Source organism: Pseudomonas sp. GW821-FHT04C07, assembly GCF_059420325.1.
Genome location: NZ_JBWKTM010000016.1, coordinates 65,608 through 85,932, shown reverse-complemented (window position 1 = coordinate 85,932; position 20,325 = coordinate 65,608). Strand labels below are relative to the sequence as shown.

At 59.6% G+C, this 20,325-nt stretch carries 18 protein-coding genes and 2 pseudogenes; 15 read left to right on the top strand and 5 right to left on the bottom strand.

The window, feature by feature from the left end:
* Positions 1–112: 112 nt before the first annotated feature.
* Positions 113–2,029: a sigma-54-dependent Fis family transcriptional regulator gene (locus tag AC07UI_RS25105; RefSeq protein ID WP_494995010.1), complete on the bottom strand. Its 1,917-nt coding sequence runs from the start codon at positions 2,027–2,029 to the stop codon at positions 113–115.
* Between the two features lie 346 nt (positions 2,030–2,375).
* Here AC07UI_RS25105 and exaC point away from each other — a divergent pair, with 346 nt between their 5' ends.
* The 10 genes from exaC to AC07UI_RS25055 all read left to right on the top strand — a co-directional run bounded on the left by exaC (position 2,376) and on the right by AC07UI_RS25055 (position 12,185).
* Positions 2,376–3,896, top strand: coding sequence for an acetaldehyde dehydrogenase ExaC (gene exaC, locus AC07UI_RS25100; protein WP_494995009.1), 1,521 nt, complete (start codon positions 2,376–2,378; stop codon positions 3,894–3,896).
* Positions 3,897–4,143: 247 nt separating this feature from the next.
* Complete coding sequence (eat, locus tag AC07UI_RS25095; protein WP_494995008.1) at positions 4,144–5,514, top strand: ethanolamine permease; 1,371 nt, start codon at positions 4,144–4,146, stop codon at positions 5,512–5,514.
* A gap of 164 nt (positions 5,515–5,678) precedes the next feature.
* On the top strand, positions 5,679–7,073 hold the full coding sequence (locus AC07UI_RS25090) for an ethanolamine ammonia-lyase subunit EutB (RefSeq protein ID WP_494995007.1): 1,395 nt from the start codon (positions 5,679–5,681) through the stop codon (positions 7,071–7,073).
* A gap of 11 nt (positions 7,074–7,084) precedes the next feature.
* Positions 7,085–7,906, top strand: coding sequence for an ethanolamine ammonia-lyase subunit EutC (gene eutC / locus AC07UI_RS25085; protein WP_494995083.1), 822 nt, complete (start codon positions 7,085–7,087; stop codon positions 7,904–7,906).
* 107 nt (positions 7,907–8,013) lie between these two features.
* Entirely contained in the window at positions 8,014–8,472 is a 459-nt protein-coding gene (locus tag AC07UI_RS25080; protein WP_494995006.1) for a GNAT family N-acetyltransferase, read from the top strand.
* Between the two features lie 365 nt (positions 8,473–8,837).
* Entirely contained in the window at positions 8,838–9,494 is a 657-nt protein-coding gene (locus AC07UI_RS25075) for a DedA family protein (RefSeq protein ID WP_494995005.1), read from the top strand.
* 6 nt (positions 9,495–9,500) lie between these two features.
* Entirely contained in the window at positions 9,501–10,313 is an 813-nt protein-coding gene (locus tag AC07UI_RS25070) for a M90 family metallopeptidase (RefSeq protein WP_494995004.1), read from the top strand.
* 111 nt (positions 10,314–10,424) lie between these two features.
* Positions 10,425–10,952 (top strand): inorganic diphosphatase, encoded by a 528-nt coding sequence (gene ppa / locus AC07UI_RS25065; RefSeq protein WP_123423475.1) that lies wholly within the window; start codon positions 10,425–10,427, stop codon positions 10,950–10,952.
* A gap of 226 nt (positions 10,953–11,178) precedes the next feature.
* A complete protein-coding gene (locus AC07UI_RS25060; protein WP_494995082.1) occupies positions 11,179–11,925 on the top strand; it encodes a S24 family peptidase in 747 nt (248 codons plus the stop codon).
* The gene (locus AC07UI_RS25055; RefSeq protein ID WP_494995003.1) at positions 11,880–12,185 is read left to right on the top strand and encodes a hypothetical protein; all 306 of its coding nucleotides are present in this window, start codon (positions 11,880–11,882) and stop codon (positions 12,183–12,185) included. Before AC07UI_RS25060 ends, AC07UI_RS25055 begins: the two co-directional genes overlap by 46 nt.
* 58 nt (positions 12,186–12,243) lie before the next feature.
* On the opposite strand, the pseudogene AC07UI_RS25050 reads toward AC07UI_RS25055, so the two are convergent.
* Positions 12,244–12,621: pseudogene (locus AC07UI_RS25050) on the bottom strand (MFS transporter); the annotation flags it as partial.
* 225 nt (positions 12,622–12,846) lie between these two features.
* Here AC07UI_RS25050 and AC07UI_RS25045 point away from each other — a divergent pair.
* The 5 genes and pseudogenes from AC07UI_RS25045 to AC07UI_RS25025 all read left to right on the top strand — a co-directional run.
* Positions 12,847–13,164 (top strand): annotated as a pseudogene (locus AC07UI_RS25045) (DUF4172 domain-containing protein); the annotation flags it as partial.
* A gap of 85 nt (positions 13,165–13,249) precedes the next feature.
* On the top strand, positions 13,250–13,492 hold the full coding sequence (locus AC07UI_RS25040) for an exodeoxyribonuclease VII small subunit (protein WP_419116615.1): 243 nt from the start codon (positions 13,250–13,252) through the stop codon (positions 13,490–13,492).
* Positions 13,489–14,376 carry a (2E,6E)-farnesyl diphosphate synthase gene (gene ispA, locus AC07UI_RS25035; protein WP_494995002.1) on the top strand — a complete coding sequence of 296 codons (888 nt, stop codon included), beginning with the start codon at positions 13,489–13,491 and terminating at the stop codon, positions 14,374–14,376. The genes AC07UI_RS25040 and ispA overlap by 4 nt, the downstream gene beginning before the upstream one ends.
* 111 nt (positions 14,377–14,487) lie before the next feature.
* On the top strand, positions 14,488–16,386 hold the full coding sequence (gene dxs / locus AC07UI_RS25030) for a 1-deoxy-D-xylulose-5-phosphate synthase (protein WP_494995001.1): 1,899 nt from the start codon (positions 14,488–14,490) through the stop codon (positions 16,384–16,386).
* 170 nt (positions 16,387–16,556) lie between these two features.
* Complete coding sequence (locus AC07UI_RS25025) at positions 16,557–18,440, top strand: TonB-dependent receptor domain-containing protein (RefSeq protein WP_494995000.1); 1,884 nt, start codon at positions 16,557–16,559, stop codon at positions 18,438–18,440.
* 41 nt (positions 18,441–18,481) lie between these two features.
* Here the strand turns inward: AC07UI_RS25025 and AC07UI_RS25020 are convergent, their stop codons facing one another.
* From AC07UI_RS25020 to ribA, 3 genes are read right to left on the bottom strand one after another with little or no spacing between them, the layout of a single operon-like run.
* Entirely contained in the window at positions 18,482–19,279 is a 798-nt protein-coding gene (locus AC07UI_RS25020) for a cobalamin-binding protein (RefSeq protein ID WP_494994999.1), read from the bottom strand.
* A complete protein-coding gene (locus tag AC07UI_RS25015; protein WP_494994998.1) occupies positions 19,279–19,698 on the bottom strand; it encodes an MFS transporter in 420 nt (139 codons plus the stop codon). Before AC07UI_RS25015 ends, AC07UI_RS25020 begins: the two co-directional genes overlap by 1 nt.
* A complete protein-coding gene (ribA, locus tag AC07UI_RS25010; RefSeq protein WP_494994997.1) occupies positions 19,695–20,312 on the bottom strand; it encodes a GTP cyclohydrolase II in 618 nt (205 codons plus the stop codon). Before ribA ends, AC07UI_RS25015 begins: the two co-directional genes overlap by 4 nt.
* Between the last annotated feature and the right edge of the window lie 13 nt (positions 20,313–20,325).

Sequence of the window (20,325 nt, the reverse complement as noted above, 5' to 3'; positions counted from 1 at the left end):
CCACGCTCCGCGTGGGAATGCCTCAATGGACGCTCTGCGTCCGCTCGTGAATGTGACGCGGAGCGTCACGGGCTGCATTCCCACGCAGAGCGTGGGAACGATCATCTTTTCGCTAGCGCGCTATTCCATGCTTGCGCAGCTTTCTATAAAGGGTATTGCGGCTGACCCCCAATTGTTCGGCAGTATGGGTCATGTGCCAACGCTGCTGTTCCAGGACGTCGAGCAATGCCAGACGCTCGGCGTCATCAAGGGGATGCCCGGAGGACTCTTCGACGGTCGTTAGCGCCAGAACTGGCCGACTCTGCCTGATCATCACCGGCAAATCCTGCAGACCAATCCGCCCGTCGTCGCACAGCGCCGCCAGGGTACGCAGCACATTACGCAATTGCCGCACATTGCCCGGCCAGGCGAAGTCCAGCAACGCCTGTCGCGCCGGTCCGTCAAGCAATACGTTGTGCTCGCCGGCCTCCTCGGCCAGCAGGAAGTCCAGCAACTGCGACTTGTCGCTACGCTCGCGCAACGCCGGCAAGCCGATCTCCAGGCCGTTGAGCCGGTAATACAAGTCCTCGCGGAAACTGCCGTCCTGCACCCGATCGAGCAAGTCACGGTGGGTCGCGCTGATAACCCGAACGTTCACCGCCTGCGGCTCGCCGCCGATGGGCACCACCAGCCGGTCCTCCAACACCCTTAACAGACGGGTCTGCAAAGCCAGCGGCATGTCGCCGATTTCATCGAGGAATAAGGTGCCGCCATCGGCCTGTTGCAACTTGCCGCGCATACCTTCTTTGCGCGCTCCGGTGAAACTGCCGCCGCGATAGCCGAACAGTTCGCTCTCAATCAGACTTTCAGGGATCGCCGCGCAATTGAGCGCGACAAAGGCTTTATCCGCCCGTTGACTGGCGTGATGCACAGCCTTGGCGAAGGCTTCTTTACCGGAACCGGTTTCGCCGTTGATCAGCAGCGGTACATCGCGCTCGAACACCCGCAAGGCTTTGCGGAAATCGTTTTGCAACGCTGCATCGCCCAGGCAGATACCAGACAGTCGCGCACGCTCGGCCACCGGCGGAGTCTGTATCACCGGGCTCGGCACACTACGCGGCTGGCCACGCAACACCGCGAACAAGCCGCGCCCGTCACGGGTGCACAGCGGCCAACTGGCGTTGGCGTTCACACTGGCACGACCGAGCAGTTCATCCAGAGAGCAATCGAAAAAGGCTTCTACCGGCTTGCCAAGCAGCCCGCCGCGCACATGCCCCAGCAGATTCAAGGCACTTTGGTTGACCGCGCTGATCCGCCCTTCCCCATCGAATGCCAGCAGCCCTTCGCTGAACAGGCCAACGGACTCGGCCTGCAAGTGAAAGCGCAGCAACCACTGGTTGTCGAAGTAACGCAGGAAATAACAGCTCTCGATCATCTTTGCCGAGAGATTGACCAGCGCCATGGTGTGGAACTGGCTCTGACGCGAAACGTCATGGCGCGCCGACGACACATCGAGCACCGCCAGCAGCTCACCATGGGGGTCGAACACCGGGCTCGCCGAGCAGGTAAGCCCTGTGTGGCGACCGCGGAAATGTTCGTCCTGATGGATGGTCAGCGACTGGCGCTCCACCAGGCAGGTGCCGATGCCGTTGGTGCCTTCGCAGGCTTCGCTCCAGTCCGCACCGAGCCAGAGGCCGGCGCGCTCGAAAATCTTGCGCTCGGCGGGCGCGGTGACGCAGTTGAGGATCACCCCACGCGAATCGGTGAGCAGCACCGCATGACCGGCACCGGAGAGTTGCTGATGGAGGCTGGTCATTTCGTTGCCGGCGATCTGCAGCACTTGCTGCAAACGCTCGCGGCTTTCCAGCACGCGACCATGTTCAAGCACCGTCGGCGCAATACTCAGGGCCGGATCGAGGTGATAGTCCTCAAGGCAACGCAGCCATGAACGGGCAATGGACGGATCGCTACCCGGCCCCTGCAAGTGGGCTTTGCCCTGAGTCACGGTCAGCACCTGCTGGGCGTGCCGACTCAGATGATTGTTCTGCATTTCTTATTATTCTCCCCGTAGGGCCTGGTTCGTTCTCGTAGTAGCTGCCGTAGGCTGCGGCTACAAAGGCGAAGCAAGGCAATCGCGTGAGGCCGAGCATCCTCCAGCGCCGCGAGTATTGCAATGCCGGCCTGACGGGCAAGTCTCAGGTTGTGCCACAAGCGGTACAAACTGTCACAAGACCTGTACCGCCTCTGTCACAAGCTTCGTTCCGCCAGCCCCTGAAAAACCCGTACCCCCTTGATTTACCTGGCCTGCAAAGCACTGGCCCGACCTTTGCTCTACGCTTATGCAGCGCAACAGCGCGTCCTCCCTTATAAGCACAAAAGCCAAGGAGATACCCATCATGCGTTACGCTCACCCCGGTACTGAAGGCGCTATCGTTTCGTTCAAAAGCAAATACGGTAATTACATCGGTGGCGAATTCGTCGCGCCTGTCAAAGGTCAATACTTCACCAATACCTCGCCGGTAAACGGCCAACCTATCGCAGAATTCCCGCGCTCCACCGCCGAAGATATCGACAAAGCGCTGGACGCCGCCCACGCTGCCGCTGCGGCCTGGGGCAGTACTTCGGCTCAGGCCCGTTCGCTGGTCCTGCTGAAAATTGCCGACCGTATCGAACAGAACCTCGAACTGCTGGCCGTCACCGAAACCTGGGACAACGGCAAAGCCGTGCGCGAAACCCTGAACGCCGACATCCCGCTGGCCGCTGACCACTTCCGTTACTTCGCCGGTTGCCTGCGGGCTCAGGAAGGCAGCGCCGCGGAAATCGATGGCAACACCGTGGCGTATCACATTCATGAACCACTGGGCGTGGTCGGGCAGATCATCCCGTGGAACTTCCCGATCCTGATGGCCGCCTGGAAACTCGCCCCGGCCCTGGCTGCCGGTAACTGCGTGGTGCTCAAACCTGCCGAGCAAACCCCGCTGGGCATTACCGTCCTGATGGAGCTGATCGGCGATTTGCTACCGCCGGGCGTGCTCAACGTGGTGCAAGGTTTCGGCAAAGAAGCGGGCGAAGCGCTGGCCACCAGCAAACGCATCGCCAAGATCGCCTTCACAGGCTCCACCCCGGTCGGCTCGCACATCATGAAATGCGCGGCCGAAAACATCATTCCGTCGACTGTTGAACTGGGCGGCAAGTCGCCGAACATCTTCTTCGCCGACATCATGCAAGCCGAACCAACCTTCATCGAGAAAGCGGCCGAAGGCCTGGTGCTGGCGTTCTTCAACCAGGGCGAAGTCTGCACCTGCCCATCTCGGGCACTGGTGCAAGAGTCGATCTACGACGACTTCATGAAAGTAGTGATGAAAAAGGTCGAACAGATCAAGCGCGGCGACCCACTGGACACCGACACCATGGTCGGCGCTCAGGCGTCCGAACAGCAATTCGACAAGATCCTGTCCTACCTGGAAATCGCCAAGGGCGAAGGCGCCCAGCTGCTGACCGGCGGCAAGGTGGAAAAACTCGAAGGCAATCTGGCCAGCGGTTACTACATCCAGCCGACCCTGCTCAAGGGCACCAACAAAATGCGCGTGTTCCAGGAAGAAATCTTTGGCCCGGTGGTGAGCATCACCACCTTCAAGGACGAAGCCGAAGCCCTGGCGATTGCCAATGACACCGAGTTCGGCCTTGGCGCCGGCCTCTGGACTCGCGACATCAACCGCGCGTACCGCATGGGCCGGGCGATCAAAGCCGGCCGCGTCTGGACCAACTGCTACCACCTGTACCCGGCTCACGCCGCGTTCGGCGGCTACAAAAAATCCGGTGTCGGTCGTGAAACCCACAAAATGATGCTCGACCACTACCAACAGACAAAAAACCTGTTGGTGAGCTACGACATCAATCCGCTGGGCTTCTTCTAACCCGGCGCGACTTCGCGTAACGGCTATCGCGGGCAAGCCTCGCTCCTACAGGATCAGGTCGTATCAGTAGGAGCCTGGCTTGCCAGCGATGGCGCCTCCATTGACACAACGAACATCGCCCTGCCGCTCTGGCACGGGCATTGCGTGCCTGCTCTACAGATAAACCGCTGCGTGAACAGCGTCCCCTGACTCAAACAACCGCTACTGAAAGTCCAACAGATCAACAATAAAAATACAGAGAGGACTTATGACTTCTACCACACAGCTCAAACCCACACTCGGCACCCTGCATTTATGGGGCATTGCCGTTGGTCTGGTGATTTCCGGCGAGTACTTCGGCTGGAGCTACGGCTGGGGTACGGCCGGCACACTGGGCTTTCTCGTCACCGCGTTAATGGTGGCGACGATGTACACCTGCTTCATCTTCAGCTTCACCGAATTGACCACCGCCATTCCCCATGCTGGCGGACCGTTTGCCTATAGCCGTCGGGCGTTTGGCGAAAAAGGCGGATTGATCGCCGGGATCGCCACGCTGATCGAGTTCGTCTTTGCGCCACCGGCTATCGCCATGGCCATCGGCGCCTACTTGAACGTGCAATACCCGGATCTGGACCCGAAAGTAGCCGCGGTCGGCGCCTACTTCGTGTTCATGGGCCTGAACATCCTTGGCGTCAGCATTGCCGCGACCTTCGAACTGGTGGTGACCGTTCTGGCGGTGGCCGAGCTACTGGTGTTCATGGGCGTAGTCGCGCCGGGCTTCAGCTTCAGCAACTTCGTGCTTAATGGCTGGTCCGGTTCCAGCGAATTCAGTGCTGCCTCGATCCCCGGCATCTTTGCCGCGATCCCCTTCGCCATCTGGTTCTTCCTGGCCATCGAAGGCGCGGCCATGGCCGCCGAAGAAGCCAAGGACCCGAAACGCACCATTCCACGGGCCTACGTCAGCGGCATTCTGACCCTGGTGTTCCTGGCGATTGGCGTAATGGTGATGGCCGGCGGCGTGGGCGATTGGCGCCAACTGTCGAACATCAACGACCCGCTGCCGCAAGCGATGAAAGCCGTGGTCGGCAACAACTCCAGCTGGATGCACATGTTGGTGTGGATCGGTCTGTTCGGTCTGGTGGCGAGTTTCCATGGCATCATCCTCGGCTACTCGCGGCAATTCTTCGCCCTGGCCCGTGCCGGTTACTTGCCCGCAGGGCTGGCTAAGCTCAACCGCTTCCAAACCCCCCACCGGGCGATTCTGGCTGGCGGCGTGATCGGCATCGCGGCGATCTACAGTGATGGCCTGGTCAACCTGCAAGGCATGACCCTGACTGCGGCGATGATCACCATGTCGGTGTTCGGCGCCATCGTGATGTACATCATCAGTATGCTCAGCCTGTTCAAACTGCGTAAAACCGAGCCGCTGCTGGAGCGTACTTTCCGTGCGCCGGGCTATCCGGTGGTCCCGGCGATCGCGCTGTTCCTGGCGGTGGTGTGTCTGGTGGCGATGGCCTGGTTCAACACGCTGATCGGTTTGATCTTCCTGGGTTTCATGGCGGCAGGCTTCATTTACTTCCAGCTGACCGCCAAACAACGTTCCGACGCCCCGGCTGACGCCATGCTGACAGGAATCTAAGATGCACCTGCGCCGGGCGGATCCCCGGCGCATGCCCTATGTAGGAGCGAGCTTGCTCGCGATGAGGCCGTCACATTCAACATCAATGTTGACTGACAGGCCGCAATCGCGAGCAAGCTCGCTCCTACAGAGAACACTTCACAGAAATCAGGAGGACACCGCCCATGGCCGCATTTGCCCATACCGTCGGCGCCCAGACCTACCGCTTTGACAGCCTCAAAGAAGTCATGGCCAAGGCCAGCCCGGCGCGCTCCGGGGACTTTCTGGCCGGCGTCGCCGCCCTCAACGATGGCGAACGGGTCGCTGCGCAGATGGCCCTTGCTGACATCCCGCTCAAGCATTTTCTCGAAGAAGTGCTGATCCCTTATGAAAGCGATGAAGTCACCCGACTGATCATCGACAGCCACAATAGCGCAGCTTTTGCCGTGGTCAGCCACCTCACCGTCGGCGGCTTTCGCGATTGGCTGCTCAGCGACGCGGCCGACGAACACAGCCTGCGCGCCCTGGCGCCGGGCCTGACCCCGGAAATGGCCGCCGCCGTATCGAAGATCATGCGCGTGCAGGATCTGGTGCTGGTGGCGCAGAAGATCCGCGTCGTGACCCAGTTTCGCGGCACCATGGGCCTGCGCGGGCGCCTGTCCACCCGCCTGCAACCCAACCACCCGACCGACGCGCCGGCCGGGATCGCCGCAAGCATCCTCGACGGCCTGCTCTACGGTAACGGTGACGCAATGATCGGCATCAACCCGGCCACCGACAGCATCGCCTCGATCTGCACCATGCTGGAAATGCTCGACGCGATCATTCAGCGTTACGAAATCCCCACCCAGGCCTGCGTGCTGACCCACGTCACCACCTCCATCGAGGCGATCAACCGTGGCGTGCCGCTGGATCTGGTGTTCCAGTCGATTGCCGGCACCGAAGCGGCCAACGCCAGTTTCGGGATCAATCTGAATGTCTTGCAGGAAGGCTACGACGCCGGTTTGAGCCTGAACCGCGGGACGCTGGGACAGAACCTGATGTATTTCGAGACCGGCCAGGGCAGCGCCCTGTCAGCCAACGCCCACCATGGTATCGACCAGCAAACCTGCGAAACCCGCGCCTATGCCGTGGCACGGCATTTCAAACCGTTTCTGGTGAACACCGTGGTCGGCTTCATCGGCCCGGAATACCTCTATAACGGTAAGCAGATCATCCGTGCAGGGCTGGAAGATCACTTCTGCGGCAAGCTGCTGGGCGTGCCAATGGGTTGCGACATCTGCTACACCAACCATGCCGAAGCCGACCAGGACGACATGGACACCCTGCTGACCTTGCTCGGCGTGGCCGGGATCAACTTCATCATGGGTATCCCCGGCTCCGACGACATCATGCTCAACTACCAGACCACCTCGTTCCACGACGCGCTCTATGCCCGGCAGACCCTGGGCCTGAAGCCGGCACCGGAATTCGAGCGATGGCTGGCGCACATGGGCATCTTTACTCAGGCTGATGGCAAGGTGCATTTCGGCAACAGCCTGCCGCCAGCCTTCCGCCAGGCTATGGCGCAACTGGGATGAGTGATCGAGTGATGGATAAACCGCCTACCGATAGCCAGAATCCGTGGCTGGAACTGCGTCGCCTGACCCCGGCACGGATCGCCCTCGGCCGCACCGGCACCAGCCTGCCGACCGGTGCGCAACTGGACTTCCAATACGCCCACGCCCAGGCCCGCGATGCGGTGCATCTGCCCTTCGATCATGCCGGGCTCAGCACGCAACTGGCCGAACGTGGGCGCGACAGCTTGTTGCTCCACAGTGCCGCCACCGATCGCAACAGCTATCTGCAACGTCCCGACCTCGGCCGACGACTGAGCAACGAGTCGGCACAAAAGCTGCAAGATTATGCGGTGGAACACCCCGGTGGCGTGGATCTGGCCGTGGTAGTGGCTGATGGCCTCTCGGCGCTGGCCGTGCATCGGCATACCCTGCCGTTTCTGGCGCGCTTGGAGGAGCAGGCCCTGGCCGAAGGTTGGTCGTTGTCTCCCGTGATGCTGGTGGAACAGGGGCGGGTCGCGGTGGCCGATGAAATCGGTGAACTGCTGGGTGCAAAAATGGTGGTCATTCTGATCGGTGAACGCCCGGGCCTCAGCTCGCCGGACAGTCTCGGTCTGTACTTCACCTATAATCCCAAGATCGGCCTGACTGACGCCTACCGAAATTGCATCTCCAATGTCCGGCTGGAAGGGTTAAGTTATGGAATGGCCACCCATCGCTTGCTGTATTTGATGCGTGAGGCCTGTCGCCGGCAGCTGTCTGGGGTTAATTTAAAGGACGAAGCACAAGTTCATACATTGGATTCGGACGCAGCCGTACACTCAAATGGCAACTTCCTACTTCCAAAACAGGTGTAATTGACGGCATCCTGACTACGCTTTTTACAGGCCTTAGGCAGCATCGAACCACGGCTGCCCGAGTAATGCCCTGTTTGCCGTCTACCCACTTGAAGTTGAGGCTTATCATGCGGATTACTCAAGCGACCCTGGAACATCTGGACCTGCTGACCCCACTGTTCGTCAAATATCGCGAGTTCTATGGCTCGCTACCGTTTCCTGACTCCTCCCGTGCCTTTCTCGAAAAACGTCTGCGGCGCAAGGAATCGGTGATCTACCTGGCCCTGTCCGATGAAGACAACAGCAAGTTGCTGGGTTTCTGTCAGTTGTATCCGAGCTTCTCTTCCCTCTCGCTAAAACGTGTGTGGATCCTCAACGACATTTATGTCGCCGAAGACGCCCGCCGACAACTGGTGGCCGATAACCTGATCCGCACCGCAAAAAAAATGGCCAAGGAAACCCATGCCGTACGCATGCGGGTCTCCACCAGCAGCAACAACGAAGTGGCGCAGAAAACCTACGAATCCATCGGTTTTCGCGAAGACACCGAGTTCAAGAACTACATACTGCCCATCAGCGAAGATTGAAACGCAAGCCCTGTGGCGAGGGAGCTTGCTCCCGCTGGACCGGGGCGCGCTCGTCCGCGAAGCGGTCCTGAAGTCAGGCAATGAATTCGCTCGGTCAGAACCCGTGTTCCGGTTTTACGATTGTTTTGCCCGAGCGCGGACCGACTGGCGGCGGCAGGCCCCTCGCCACGGTAAATAGTCAAATGCCCGGAAGTCCGCGTTGCATCCTCGACATTCCCCGCTACAAACTCAACACGCAATTCACATCTGAAATCGTATAATGCCGACCTTCCCGGGCCGTAAGAAAAACTACACCTTCCTGTAGTCTCATTGCCCAAAGCCTCGCACAGGCCTGCTGAGTCGGGCCATCACCACAGGTGCCATCCATGGATTTCAACCCGCTCGACCTGATTCTGCATCTCGATGTCTATCTCGATTTGCTGGTAACCAACTACGGGTCATGGATATACGCCATCCTGTTTATGGTGATCTTCTGCGAAACCGGTCTGGTGGTCACACCGTTTCTGCCGGGCGATTCGCTGCTGTTCATCGCCGGCGCCGTAGCCGCTGGTGGCGGTATGGACCCGGTGCTGCTGGGCGGACTGCTGATGCTGGCGGCGATCCTCGGTGACAGCACCAATTACGTGATTGGTCGAACAGCCGGCGAACGCTTGTTCAGCAACCCGAACTCGAAAATCTTCCGCCGCGACTATCTGCAGCAAACCCACGACTTCTACGATAAGCACGGCGGCAAGACCGTGACTCTGGCGCGCTTTCTTCCGATCATTCGGACCTTCGCTCCGTTCGTCGCCGGCGTCGCCAAAATGCCTTACTCGCGGTTCGTCTCTTTCAGCGTTGCCGGCACCATTCTGTGGGTCGGCGGGCTGGTCACCCTGGGCTATTTCTTCGGCAACGTGCCATTCATCAAGAAGAACCTTTCGCTGCTGGTCGTCGCAATTATCTTGCTGTCACTGCTGCCGATGATCATCAGTGTCGTACGCAACCGCCTCAACCGTTCGACCTCAAAAGCCGAATCACGCTGAACGTCCATGTGGTCGCTCAGCGCCTGGCGCCGGCGGCGCACATTGGCCAAACATCCCGTTGCCCCTGAAATGTGGCAGCGGGTGCGTCAGCACCTGAGCTTTCTCGATGGTTTGAGCGACGCCGAAGACCAATGGCTGCGCGAGTCCAGCGTGTTGTTCCTGCAAGACAAGCACCTGACCACGTTGTCGGGTGTTGAACTTCACCAAGAGCAACGCCTGCTGCTCGCCGCACAGGCGCAATTACCGCTGCTGCATCTGGGCGATCTGAATTGGTATCAGGGTTTTCACGAAATCGTGCTTTACCCCGACGACTTCCTCAGCCCGCAGCGTCATCGCGATGCCAGTGGCGTCGTCCATGAGTGGGACGGCGAGCACAGCGGTGAAGCCTGGCAACAGGGGCCGATCATTCTGGCCTGGCCGGGCGTGATGGCCAGTGGTGGCTGGGAAGGCTACAATCTGGTGATCCACGAACTGGCGCACAAACTCGACATGCTCAACGGCGACGCCAACGGCCTGCCGCCGCTGCACAGCGACATGCGCGTCAGTGACTGGGCGAAGGTGATGCAACACGCCTACGACGACCTCAATCGCCAACTGGATCGCCACCCGCACGCCGACTCCGTCATCGACCCATATGCAGCGGAAAATCCGGCCGAATTTTTCGCCGTCACCAGCGAATACTTCTTCAGCGCCCCGGATTTGCTGCACCAGGCTTACCCACAGGTCTATCAGCAACTGCAGCTGTTTTACCGTCAGGACCCGTTGGCCAGGCTCAAGCAACTGCAAGCCACACATCCGGCTTACCAGACATACGACTAAGGTCTACGCGACCTCTGGTACGTGGCGTTGATTGCGGAATATGCCTATAATCGCCGCCACTTTTTGGTCAATCCGGCCAAGTCATTTGGCCACTTACGGGGGCACCGCCCAATGAGCTACAGCAAGATTCCGGCTGGCAAAGACCTGCCGAACGACATCTACGTCGCGATCGAGATTCCGGCCAACCACGCGCCGATCAAATACGAAATCGACAAAGACAGCGATTGCCTGTTCGTTGACCGTTTCATGGCCACCCCAATGTTCTACCCGGCCAACTACGGTTACATCCCGAACACCCTGGCGGACGACGGTGATCCCCTCGACGTGCTGGTGGTAACCCCTTACCCGGTTGCTCCAGGCTCGGTGATCCGTGCGCGTCCAGTCGGCATCCTGAACATGACCGACGACGGCGGCGGCGATGCCAAAGTCATCGCCGTTCCACACGACAAGCTGTCCCAGCTGTACGTGGACGTGAAGGAATACACCGACCTGCCACCGCTGCTGATTCAGCAGATCGAGCACTTCTTCGCGAACTACAAGGATCTCGAAAAAGGCAAATGGGTGAAGATCGAAGGCTGGGACGGCGCAGACGCCGCCCGCGCCGCGATCATGAAGTCGGTTGCTGCCTATAAAGGCTGAGACGGCATTGGCTGATCGCCACTGACGGTTTCAAAAAACCCCGGTTATCCGGGGTTTTTCATGTCTGGACAAACACAAATCAAGCGAACGGCTTAACAAATAGACAGACCTGTTTAATAAGGTTTAAACAACGCTAAAAACATCCTGCATTCAGCAATTTTTACCCTCACAAATTGAACTACTTGTTTATTTGAACACGTGGCGCTCATCCGTAAACTCCGTACCCATGAAAACGACATGCGGCTCTCGCTTTAAAGCGCTCCTTAAAGAGGTGAACATCAAATCCTCGGAATTTGCTGCGTTCTGCAACGTAGAGCCGCAGCACGTGAACAACTGGTACAACCGCGGAGTACCGTCTTACCGAATGGATGAGATTGCGGCGTTGTTATCCGTCAACAGCAAATGGCTGCGAACCGGCGAAGGTCCGAAATACCCCAATCGCCTGCAACTTGCCGATACCTCAAGCAACACTTTTGAATCAGCGGAAACTCACTGCACCTATAGTGTGAATGCGCAGTTGGCAGACGTAGAAATCCCGTTTTATAAAGAAGCGTCCACCGCTCCAGGTTCCAGCGAAACACAGGTCATTGAAATACCCGGGCAGAGCGTGCGCTTGCCGCGACGTCACCTGGAAATCCTGGACGTTGATCCCGCCCAAGCCATCTGCGCACCGATGATCGGCAACAGCATGGCGGAAAAGATCCAGGACGGCTCCATCCTCGCCATCGACCGAGGCCTGACCCACATAGTGGATGGCGAGATCTACGCCCTCGAACACGACGGCATGCTCCGGCTGAGATACGTCCACCGCCTCCCCGCCGGGGCCTTGCGCCTGCGCAGCCACAACAGCGCCGAATACCCGGACGAAGTATTCAGCGCCGAGCAGATTGAGGCGCAAAACATTCAGATACTGGGCTGGGTATTCTGGTGGTCGACACTCCACAAACGCCGCCCACCGGTACCTTTCAAATAGCTCCTGCGCAGGTTATTGAGAACCCGATCACCCTGGAACGCCCTCTGGGCTGGGAATTCTTCAAAAAAATCAGTATGCTGCGCCCCACATTTGCGCATCGACCGTTTCCAACGGCCAGATTGCCCGACGCGGCAGATAATTTTCTCGCCAAGTCCCACAGCCAGACGCCAGATCTGGATGTACGTTTTGAAGGCTGGCGCGGCTTACCAAAAATAAGCCAAGCCAGTCCCCGAGAAGCCGGCCACAAGCCGGCTTTTTAATGTCTTAAGTTTTTCGCCACCCATGTATGCCCCCCCCAATTCCAAAAGCGGCATTCTGTCAGTCAAGCACTTTGACCTGAACCGTCCTCCTGAACAGCGCCTCCGCAGCAGAAAACGCCAACTGCAGACCATGAGTACTGGTAGACATCGCCGCGCCGCTGATCAAAGGCCCGAGCAAGCTGCCCACGCCCCACAAAAAACCTGCGCTGGCATTGGCCGTCACCAGGTCTGCGCCCTTGAAACCCTGTCCAATCAGGATGATCGCCAGGGTATAGACCCCACCGGCGATCGCCCCGAGAACCACCAGGCCAGAGCAGAAGTGGATAGTTCATCAGCCACGGCAGGCACACCCCCGATGATCAGCGAAAGTACGCCGCACGCCAGATTTGTCCGAGAGCCAGCCCAAGGGGATCTGGAACGCCGCATCGCCAAGCAGGGGAAAAGGGGATTTATTTGTGAATAACTCATCTGTACAGCCGTTGCCTGGCAATTTCTCCAATGCCATCGATGACGCAGCCTGCTGCCCAAGTTGGCCGACGAGGCACTTTGGTTCGCGCCCCTCGGAATTCAATGAGTAGCGTTGCAGCAAAACACTGGACCCTGAGCTAAACCCCCAACACAAACGGCTCACAAAATGAGCCGAATAAGCCCTCTATTCGGCTCACTATTGAAAAGCCTTCAACAGGCGATGGCTCGTATCGGTCGGGTGCTTGGCAAGGCTCGTTTCTGGCAGCTGCATCGACAGCAGATCCTGTCTTCAGAACGAGTCAAAGTACTCAATCGCCTGCTCGATGGTGGTGAGAACGGTTTTGAGGAAGGCATCAGCGCGGCCCAGTACCAAGCGGTAGCAAAGGTCTCCAAAGCCACTGCCACCCGTCATCTGACCGATCTTTTGGACAAAGGCTGCCTGGTTCGTCTGCCCGGCGGTGGTCGCAGCACCCGATATCAGGTCAATTACTCGGGAGACACTGAAACCTGACCCGGCGGGGTCACCCCTCAGATTTGCCCCAACCCCCTATGTCTGCTAGTGTCGCGCCGGTTTAACGTCAACCGGGATAGCCGCCATGGCCCGCAAAAAAGCTGCCTTAGATTTCGAACAATCCCTCGCTGACCTGCAAACACTGGTCGAGCGTCTGGAGAACGGCGAGCTGTCGCTGGAAGACTCGTTGACAGCCTTCGAACAAGGCATCGGCCTGACCCGCGATTGCCAGGCTGCTCTGGCCCAGGCTGAGCAGAAGGTTCAGGTGTTGCTCGAACGCGACGGGGAGCTGACCGAGGAACCCTTCGACGCGGAACAGCCAGAATGATTGCCGCGTATCAGGCCAGCAGCCAGGCCCGCGTCAATGCTGCGCTGGAAATCCTGTTCGTCGCTCCAGGCCCCGAGCTGTCGCGTCTTTACGCAGCCATGCGCTACAGCGTGATGAACGGCGGCAAACGTGTACGCCCGCTGCTTGCTTACGCAGCCTGCGAAGCCCTTGGCGGTGCGCCCGAGCAAGCCAACGGCGCGGCCTGTGCGGTGGAATTGATACACGCGTACTCGCTGGTGCATGACGATTTGCCGGCAATGGATGATGACGATCTGCGTCGCGGCCAGCCTACTACTCACAAAGCGTTCGATGAAGCCTGTGCGATTCTTGCCGGTGACGGCCTGCAAAGCCTGGCGTTCAGTGCCTTGCTCGACCCACGCCTGAGCGCCTCGGATGCCGAAACCCGTTTGAGCATGGTCAGCACCCTGGCATTGGCGGCAGGCCCGGCGGGCATGGTCGGCGGCCAGGCCATCGACCTCGGTTCGGTCGGACTCAAGCTCGATCAAGCGGCGCTGGAATACATGCATCGGCACAAGACCGGTGCGCTGATCGAAGCCAGCGTCAAGCTGGGCGCATTGGCCAGTGGCCGTGCCGAAAAAGCCGAACTGAAATCCTTGCAGACGTACGCACAGGCCATCGGTTTGGCGTTTCAGGTGCAGGACGACATCCTCGACGTCGAAAGCGATACCGCGACACTTGGCAAACGCCAGGGCGCCGATATCGCCCGGGACAAACCGACTTATCCGGCCCTGCTCGGCCTTGAAGCGGCCAAAGCCTATGCCCTGGAACTTCGCGATCAAGCCTTGCACGCCCTGCGACCGTTTGACGCGGCGGCCGAGCCGTTGCGGGACCTGGCGCGCTATATAGTCGAGCGGCGCAGCTGAATCAGCCGCGTTGTTTGACTGCATATCGGCCAACTTCCAAGCTCTGCGTGGGCAGCTTGCGATGCATAAGGTAAACTGCCGCCTCTTTCTATACCTATAACGATTCGCCTGATGCCCACGACGTTTCATGAGATTCCCCGCAAACGCCCAACCACGCCCCTGCTCGACCGTGCCGATACGCCGGCCGGCCTGCGCCGGTTAGGTGAAGCCGAGCTCGAAACCCTGGCCGATGAGTTGCGCCAGGAGCTGCTCTATACGGTCGGCCAGACGGGCGGACATTTCGGTGCCGGCCTTGGCGTCATCGAGCTGACCGTTGCGCTGCACTATGTCTTCGACACCCCGGACGACCGGCTGGTGTGGGACGTGGGCCATCAGGCTTATCCGCACAAGATCCTCACCGGCCGTCGCGAGCGCATGAGCACCCTGCGCCAGAAGGACGGCATCGCGGCCTTCCCGCGCCGTTCCGAGAGCGAGTACGACACCTTTGGCGTCGGTCACTCCAGCACCTCGATCAGTGCAGCGCTGGGCATGGCGATTGCCGCCCGTTTGCAAAACAGCGAACGCAAGGCTATCGCAGTCATCGGCGACGGTGCATTGACCGCGGGCATGGCTTTCGAGGCGCTGAACCACGCGCCGGAAGTTGACGCCAACATGCTGGTGATCCTCAACGACAACGACATGTCGATCTCGCGCAACGTCGGCGGGCTGTCGAATTATCTGGCGAAGATCCTTTCCAGCCGTACTTACGCAAGCATGCGTGAAGGCAGCAAGAAAGTGCTCTCGCGTCTGCCCGGCGCCTGGGAGATTGCCCGTCGTACCGAAGAATACGCAAAAGGCATGTTGGTTCCCGGCACACTCTTCGAAGAGCTGGGCTGGAACTACATCGGCCCGATCGACGGACACGACCTGCCGACGCTGATCGCTACCCTGCGCAACATGCGTGACCTCAAGGGCCCGCAGTTCCTGCACGTAGTCACCAAGAAAGGCAAAGGCTTCGCCCCGGCGGAAGTCGACCCGATCGGCTATCACGCCATCACCAAACTCGACCCCCTGGATGCCCCGGCCGCTGCGCCGAAGAAAGCCGGCGGGCCGAAGTATTCCAGCGTGTTCGGTGAGTGGCTGTGTGACATGGCCGCCGCCGATCCGCGCCTGGTCGGGATCACGCCGGCGATGAAGGAAGGCTCCGACCTGGTGGCCTTCAGCGAGCGTTTCCCGCTGCGCTATTTCGACGTGGCGATTGCCGAGCAGCACGCCGTGACCTTCGCTGCCGGTATGGCCTGCGAAGGCGCAAAACCAGTGGTGGCGATCTATTCGACCTTCCTGCAACGCGGTTACGACCAGTTGGTGCATGATGTTGCGGTACAAAACCTCGACGTACTGTTCGCCATCGACCGCGCGGGCCTGGTGGGCGAAGACGGTCCGACCCACGCTGGCAGTTTCGACCTGTCGTTCCTGCGCTGCATTCCCGGCATGCTGGTGATGACCCCGAGCGACGAGAACGAACTGCGCAAAATGCTCAGCACCGGACACCTCTACAACGGCCCGGCCGCTGTGCGTTACCCGCGCGGCACCGGCCCGAATGCGCCCATCGAGAAAAATCTCGAACCGATTGAGATCGGCAAAGGCGTGATTCGCCGTCAGGGCAGCAACGTCGCTCTGCTGGTGTTCGGTGTGCAACTGGCCGCAGCACTGAAAGTCGCGGACAAACTCGATGCGACGGTAGTCGACATGCGTTTCGTCAAGCCATTGGACGAAGCCTTGGTTCGGGAAATTGCCAACACTCACAAGCTGCTGGTGACCATCGAAGAAAACGCGATCATGGGCGGCGCCGGTGGTGCGGTCAGCGAATTTCTCGCCCAAGAGAATATCCTCAAGTCCATGCTGCATCTGGGCTTGCCGGACGCTTACGTCGAGCATGCAAAACCTGCGCAAATGCTCGCCGAGTGTGGCCTGGACGAAGCGGGTATCGAAGAATCCGTACGTCAGCGCTTGCAGCTGCTGGGCCTCTAAACCTCTGGAATCATGCAGAACCCTGTGGGAGCGAGCTTGCTCGCGATAGCGGACTGACAGTCGACATAAACGTCGACTGACACAACGCTATCGCGAGCAAGCTCGCTCCCACATTGGTTTTTCGTCCCCCCTCGAATTTGTATCCGTTTCAAAACGCCAATGGATTGCCCATGAACCTCCCCCGCCTCGCCTTGACGTTGACCCTTTGGCCTGCCGGACAGCTTTTGGCTGAGACCTTCGAACGTGAACAAGCCCTTAAACTGCCGGACGTGCTGATCAGCGCCAATCGCCAGGTCGAAGCCCGCAACGACAGCAGCGCCGCCAATACCGTATTTACCCGCGAAGACATCGACCGTTTGCAACCGAGCAGCGTCACTGACCTGCTCAGCCGTGTGCCGGGCGTGCAGGTCGCGCAAGCAGGCGGACGTGGCAGCCTGCCGGGGATATACATCCGCGGCACCAAGTCGGCGCAGAGTCTGGTGCTGGTGGACGGCCAGCGCATCGGCAGCTCGACCTCCGGTGACAGCAATCTGCAACACCTGAACATCGATCAGATCGAGCGCGTGGAAGTCCTGCGCGGTTCACGCTCGGTGATCTACGGCAGCGACGCCATTGGCGGGGTGATTCAGATTTTCACCCGGCGCGGTGCCGAACAGGGCCTGCAGCCGCGTCTGCACCTGGGATTTGGCAGCAACCGGACCTGGGAGCGCGGCCTGGGGTTGTCCGGCGGCGATGAACAAACCCGCTTCAACCTCGGTGCCAGCCTCGATGAAACCGCCGGGATCAATCGCACCCACGAGTCCTTCCCCAGCGACGGCGACCACGACGAGTATCGCAACAACTCCCTGAGTTTGAGCCTTGGCCATTCCTTAAGCGATGACTTCGAAGTGGGCCTGAACCTGCTGGATAACCGTGGCAAAAGCGAGTTCGACAGCCCGTTTGGCCGCTTCGACACGAATACACTCCAGACTGTCAGCCAACAGCCTTACAGCGATTTCACAGTGAACAGCGTCAGCAGTTATGTTGAGGCGCGCATCAATGATCTGTGGGAATCTCGGCTGGAACTGGGCCACAGCGAAAACCGCGAGAAGACCTTTGACAAACTCAGTGACGAGCGCAGCGTGTTCAACACCTATCGCGATTCGTTCAACTGGCAGAATGACCTGACGCTCGACGACAGCAACAGCCTGATCCTCGGCGCAGACTGGTACGAAGACCGGATCAACAGCAGCACCGCATTCGACGAAGACAGCCGCTGGAACCGTGCAGCCTTTATTCAGCACCGTTTCCAGGCTGAAAGCTTCTCCACTGAACTGGGCCTGCGCCGCGACCAGAACCAGCAGTTTGGCGGCCAGAACAGCTGGAGCGGCACCTTCACCCTACCGCTGAACCCGGACAACGATCTGCTGCTGACCTACAGCGAAGGCTTCCGCGCGCCGACGTTCAACGACCTGTACTACCCCGATTTCAGCAACCCGAACCTCAAACCCGAGACCTCGAAAAGCTACGAGCTGCAATGGCGCAGCCAGTTGAGCGAAACCCACCGCCTGGAAGCCTCGCTCTACCGAATCGATCTTGAAGACGCGATCATCTTCGGCAAAAACTCTCGCCCGGAAAACGTCGCTTCGGCACGGATCAATGGCTTCGAAGCCGCGCTCAAACAAGAGCTGTTCGGCTGGCAGAGCAACCTCGGGCTGGCGATCATCGACCCGCGAGACCGCGACAGCGGCCACACCCTGAGCCGCCGCGCCCGACGCACCTTGAGCCTGGACCTGGATCGGCAATTCGATCGGTTTAGCCTTGGAGCAAGCTGGCAAGCAGTGAGCAGCAGCTACGACGACGAGGACAACCAGGATCCGTTAGGCGGTTATGCCTTATTCGGTTTGCGCAGCAGTTGGGCTCTGAATCGCCAGATCCAGCTGGAGCTCAAGGTCGACAACCTGCTGGACAAGGCATACAGCCGTGCGCTCTACAGCTTTGACGGGAATAACTATGGTTATCGGGAAGAAGGTCGGGCATGGATGTTTGGCGTGACCTGGACACCGCAGATCTAGCCAAAAGTTTTGTTGCCCGCGATGAATGCACTTTTTGGGTCTCAGCGATCTGGCGCTATCAACTCACACAACCTGGCCGTAGCCGCAATCATCTGCCCACTCGGCCGTTCCAGCCCTTTATCCGTCACCAGCAGCAATTGCCCATGCGCCACCGCCCTCACCTGCGGCCAGGCTTTCCAGGCATCGAGCTGCGCCTGGCTACCGGCCAGGATAACCTCGGGATTGCGCTGCAATACTGACTCCAGATTGACCTGCGGCGCCGGTAAATTCAGGTTGGAAAACACATTGTGTGCACCGCAGACTCCCAGCGCATCGCTGATGATCTGCCCGCCACCAACGGTGTACAGCGGCTGATCCCAGACCTGATAGAACACCTGCAACGGCTCGTCCCGTCGATAGCGCTGGCGCAGATTCGCCAGTTGTCTGCGCAAGTCTGCGGCCAGCGTTCGGCCACTCTCTGGCCGACCGAGTTGCCCGGCAATCGCGTCTATCTGCGTGATGAGCTGTTCAAGGTTGTGGGGATCGGCAACGTAGGTGGGGATATTCAAGCGCTTGAGTTGCTCACGCTGCGTCGGGCCGACACTGCCGGGCCAGAGCAACAGCAAATCAGGCTTGAGACTGAGCAGGCGCTCCATGTCCAATTGACCATAACGCCCGACCGAGGGCACGGCGCTCAACTCAGACGGACGCTCACCGGCATCGAGCACGCCGACCAGCAGATCGGCAGAACCCAGCTCAACGACAATTTCAGAGAGAGACGGTGCGAGGCTGACCACCCGCTCCACGGCAGCCGCCGAGCCACCGATGGCCAGCAGCAGAACCGCCAGCCACCTACGCATCAACCGAGCTGGCGCGGAATACGGTAGAGGTAGAACAGTACCGTCGTGGACAGCGCCAGCAGAATCAACGGCACGGCTTCGAGGCCGACAAACACCGCCAGCGCACCGACCCAGGCCGGTAGCCCGGCGGCCAGGAACGCTGCACGGCGTTTGGCAGCCAAAGCAATCCAGGCAGCAGGCTCTTCAGGCGTATCGAGGGCTTTCTGGGTGGCGATCAAGGCGTGTTTATAGCCACCGAAGAAACGCAGACTGACGAACATCGACGCCATGCCCGCGATAAAGAACGGCATTGCCAGAACCGGTAACACGGCCTCGGTCTGACCGAACACCGCATTGATCACCAACAGCGGCAGCAAGGCCAGCGCCAGGTACTGCCACCAGTTGACGGCCAATCGCCGCCGTACTTGACCGCGGGTCACGCCCGATCAGCCTCGCCCTGGTGCTCGTTGCCCATCATGTGGTCGAGCTTGCTGGCTTTGGTGGCCAGGTAGAGTTTGTTGTGCGGGTTGTGGCCAGTGTGCAGCGGGACGCGCTCGGCGACCACGATGCCCATCTCGGTCAGTGCTTTGACCTTGCGCGGGTTGTTGGTCATCAGGCGCAAGGATTTCACACCCAGATGCTCAAGCATTGGCAGGCAGATGGCATAGTCGCGCTGGTCTGCAGCAAAGCCCAGACGCTCGTTGGCTTCAACAGTGTCGGCGCCGCCGTCCTGCAACTCATAAGCGCGGATCTTGTTCAGCAAGCCAATGCCACGACCTTCCTGACGCAAATACAGCAACACACCGCGGCCTTCACGGGCGATCGCCTGCAAGGCGGCCTCGAGTTGCGAGCCGCAGTCGCAACGCTGGCTGAACAAGGCATCGCCGGTCAGGCATTCGGAGTGCAACCTGCCGAGTACCGGTGAGCCATCGGCGACCTCACCCAGACTGAGCACAACGTGCTCGCGACCAGTGGCCTCATCGAGAAAGCCATGCATGGTGAATTGCGCAAAAGGGGTTGGCAGCTTGGAAGCAGCGACGAAAACGACGGGCACCGTGTGCTCCTGA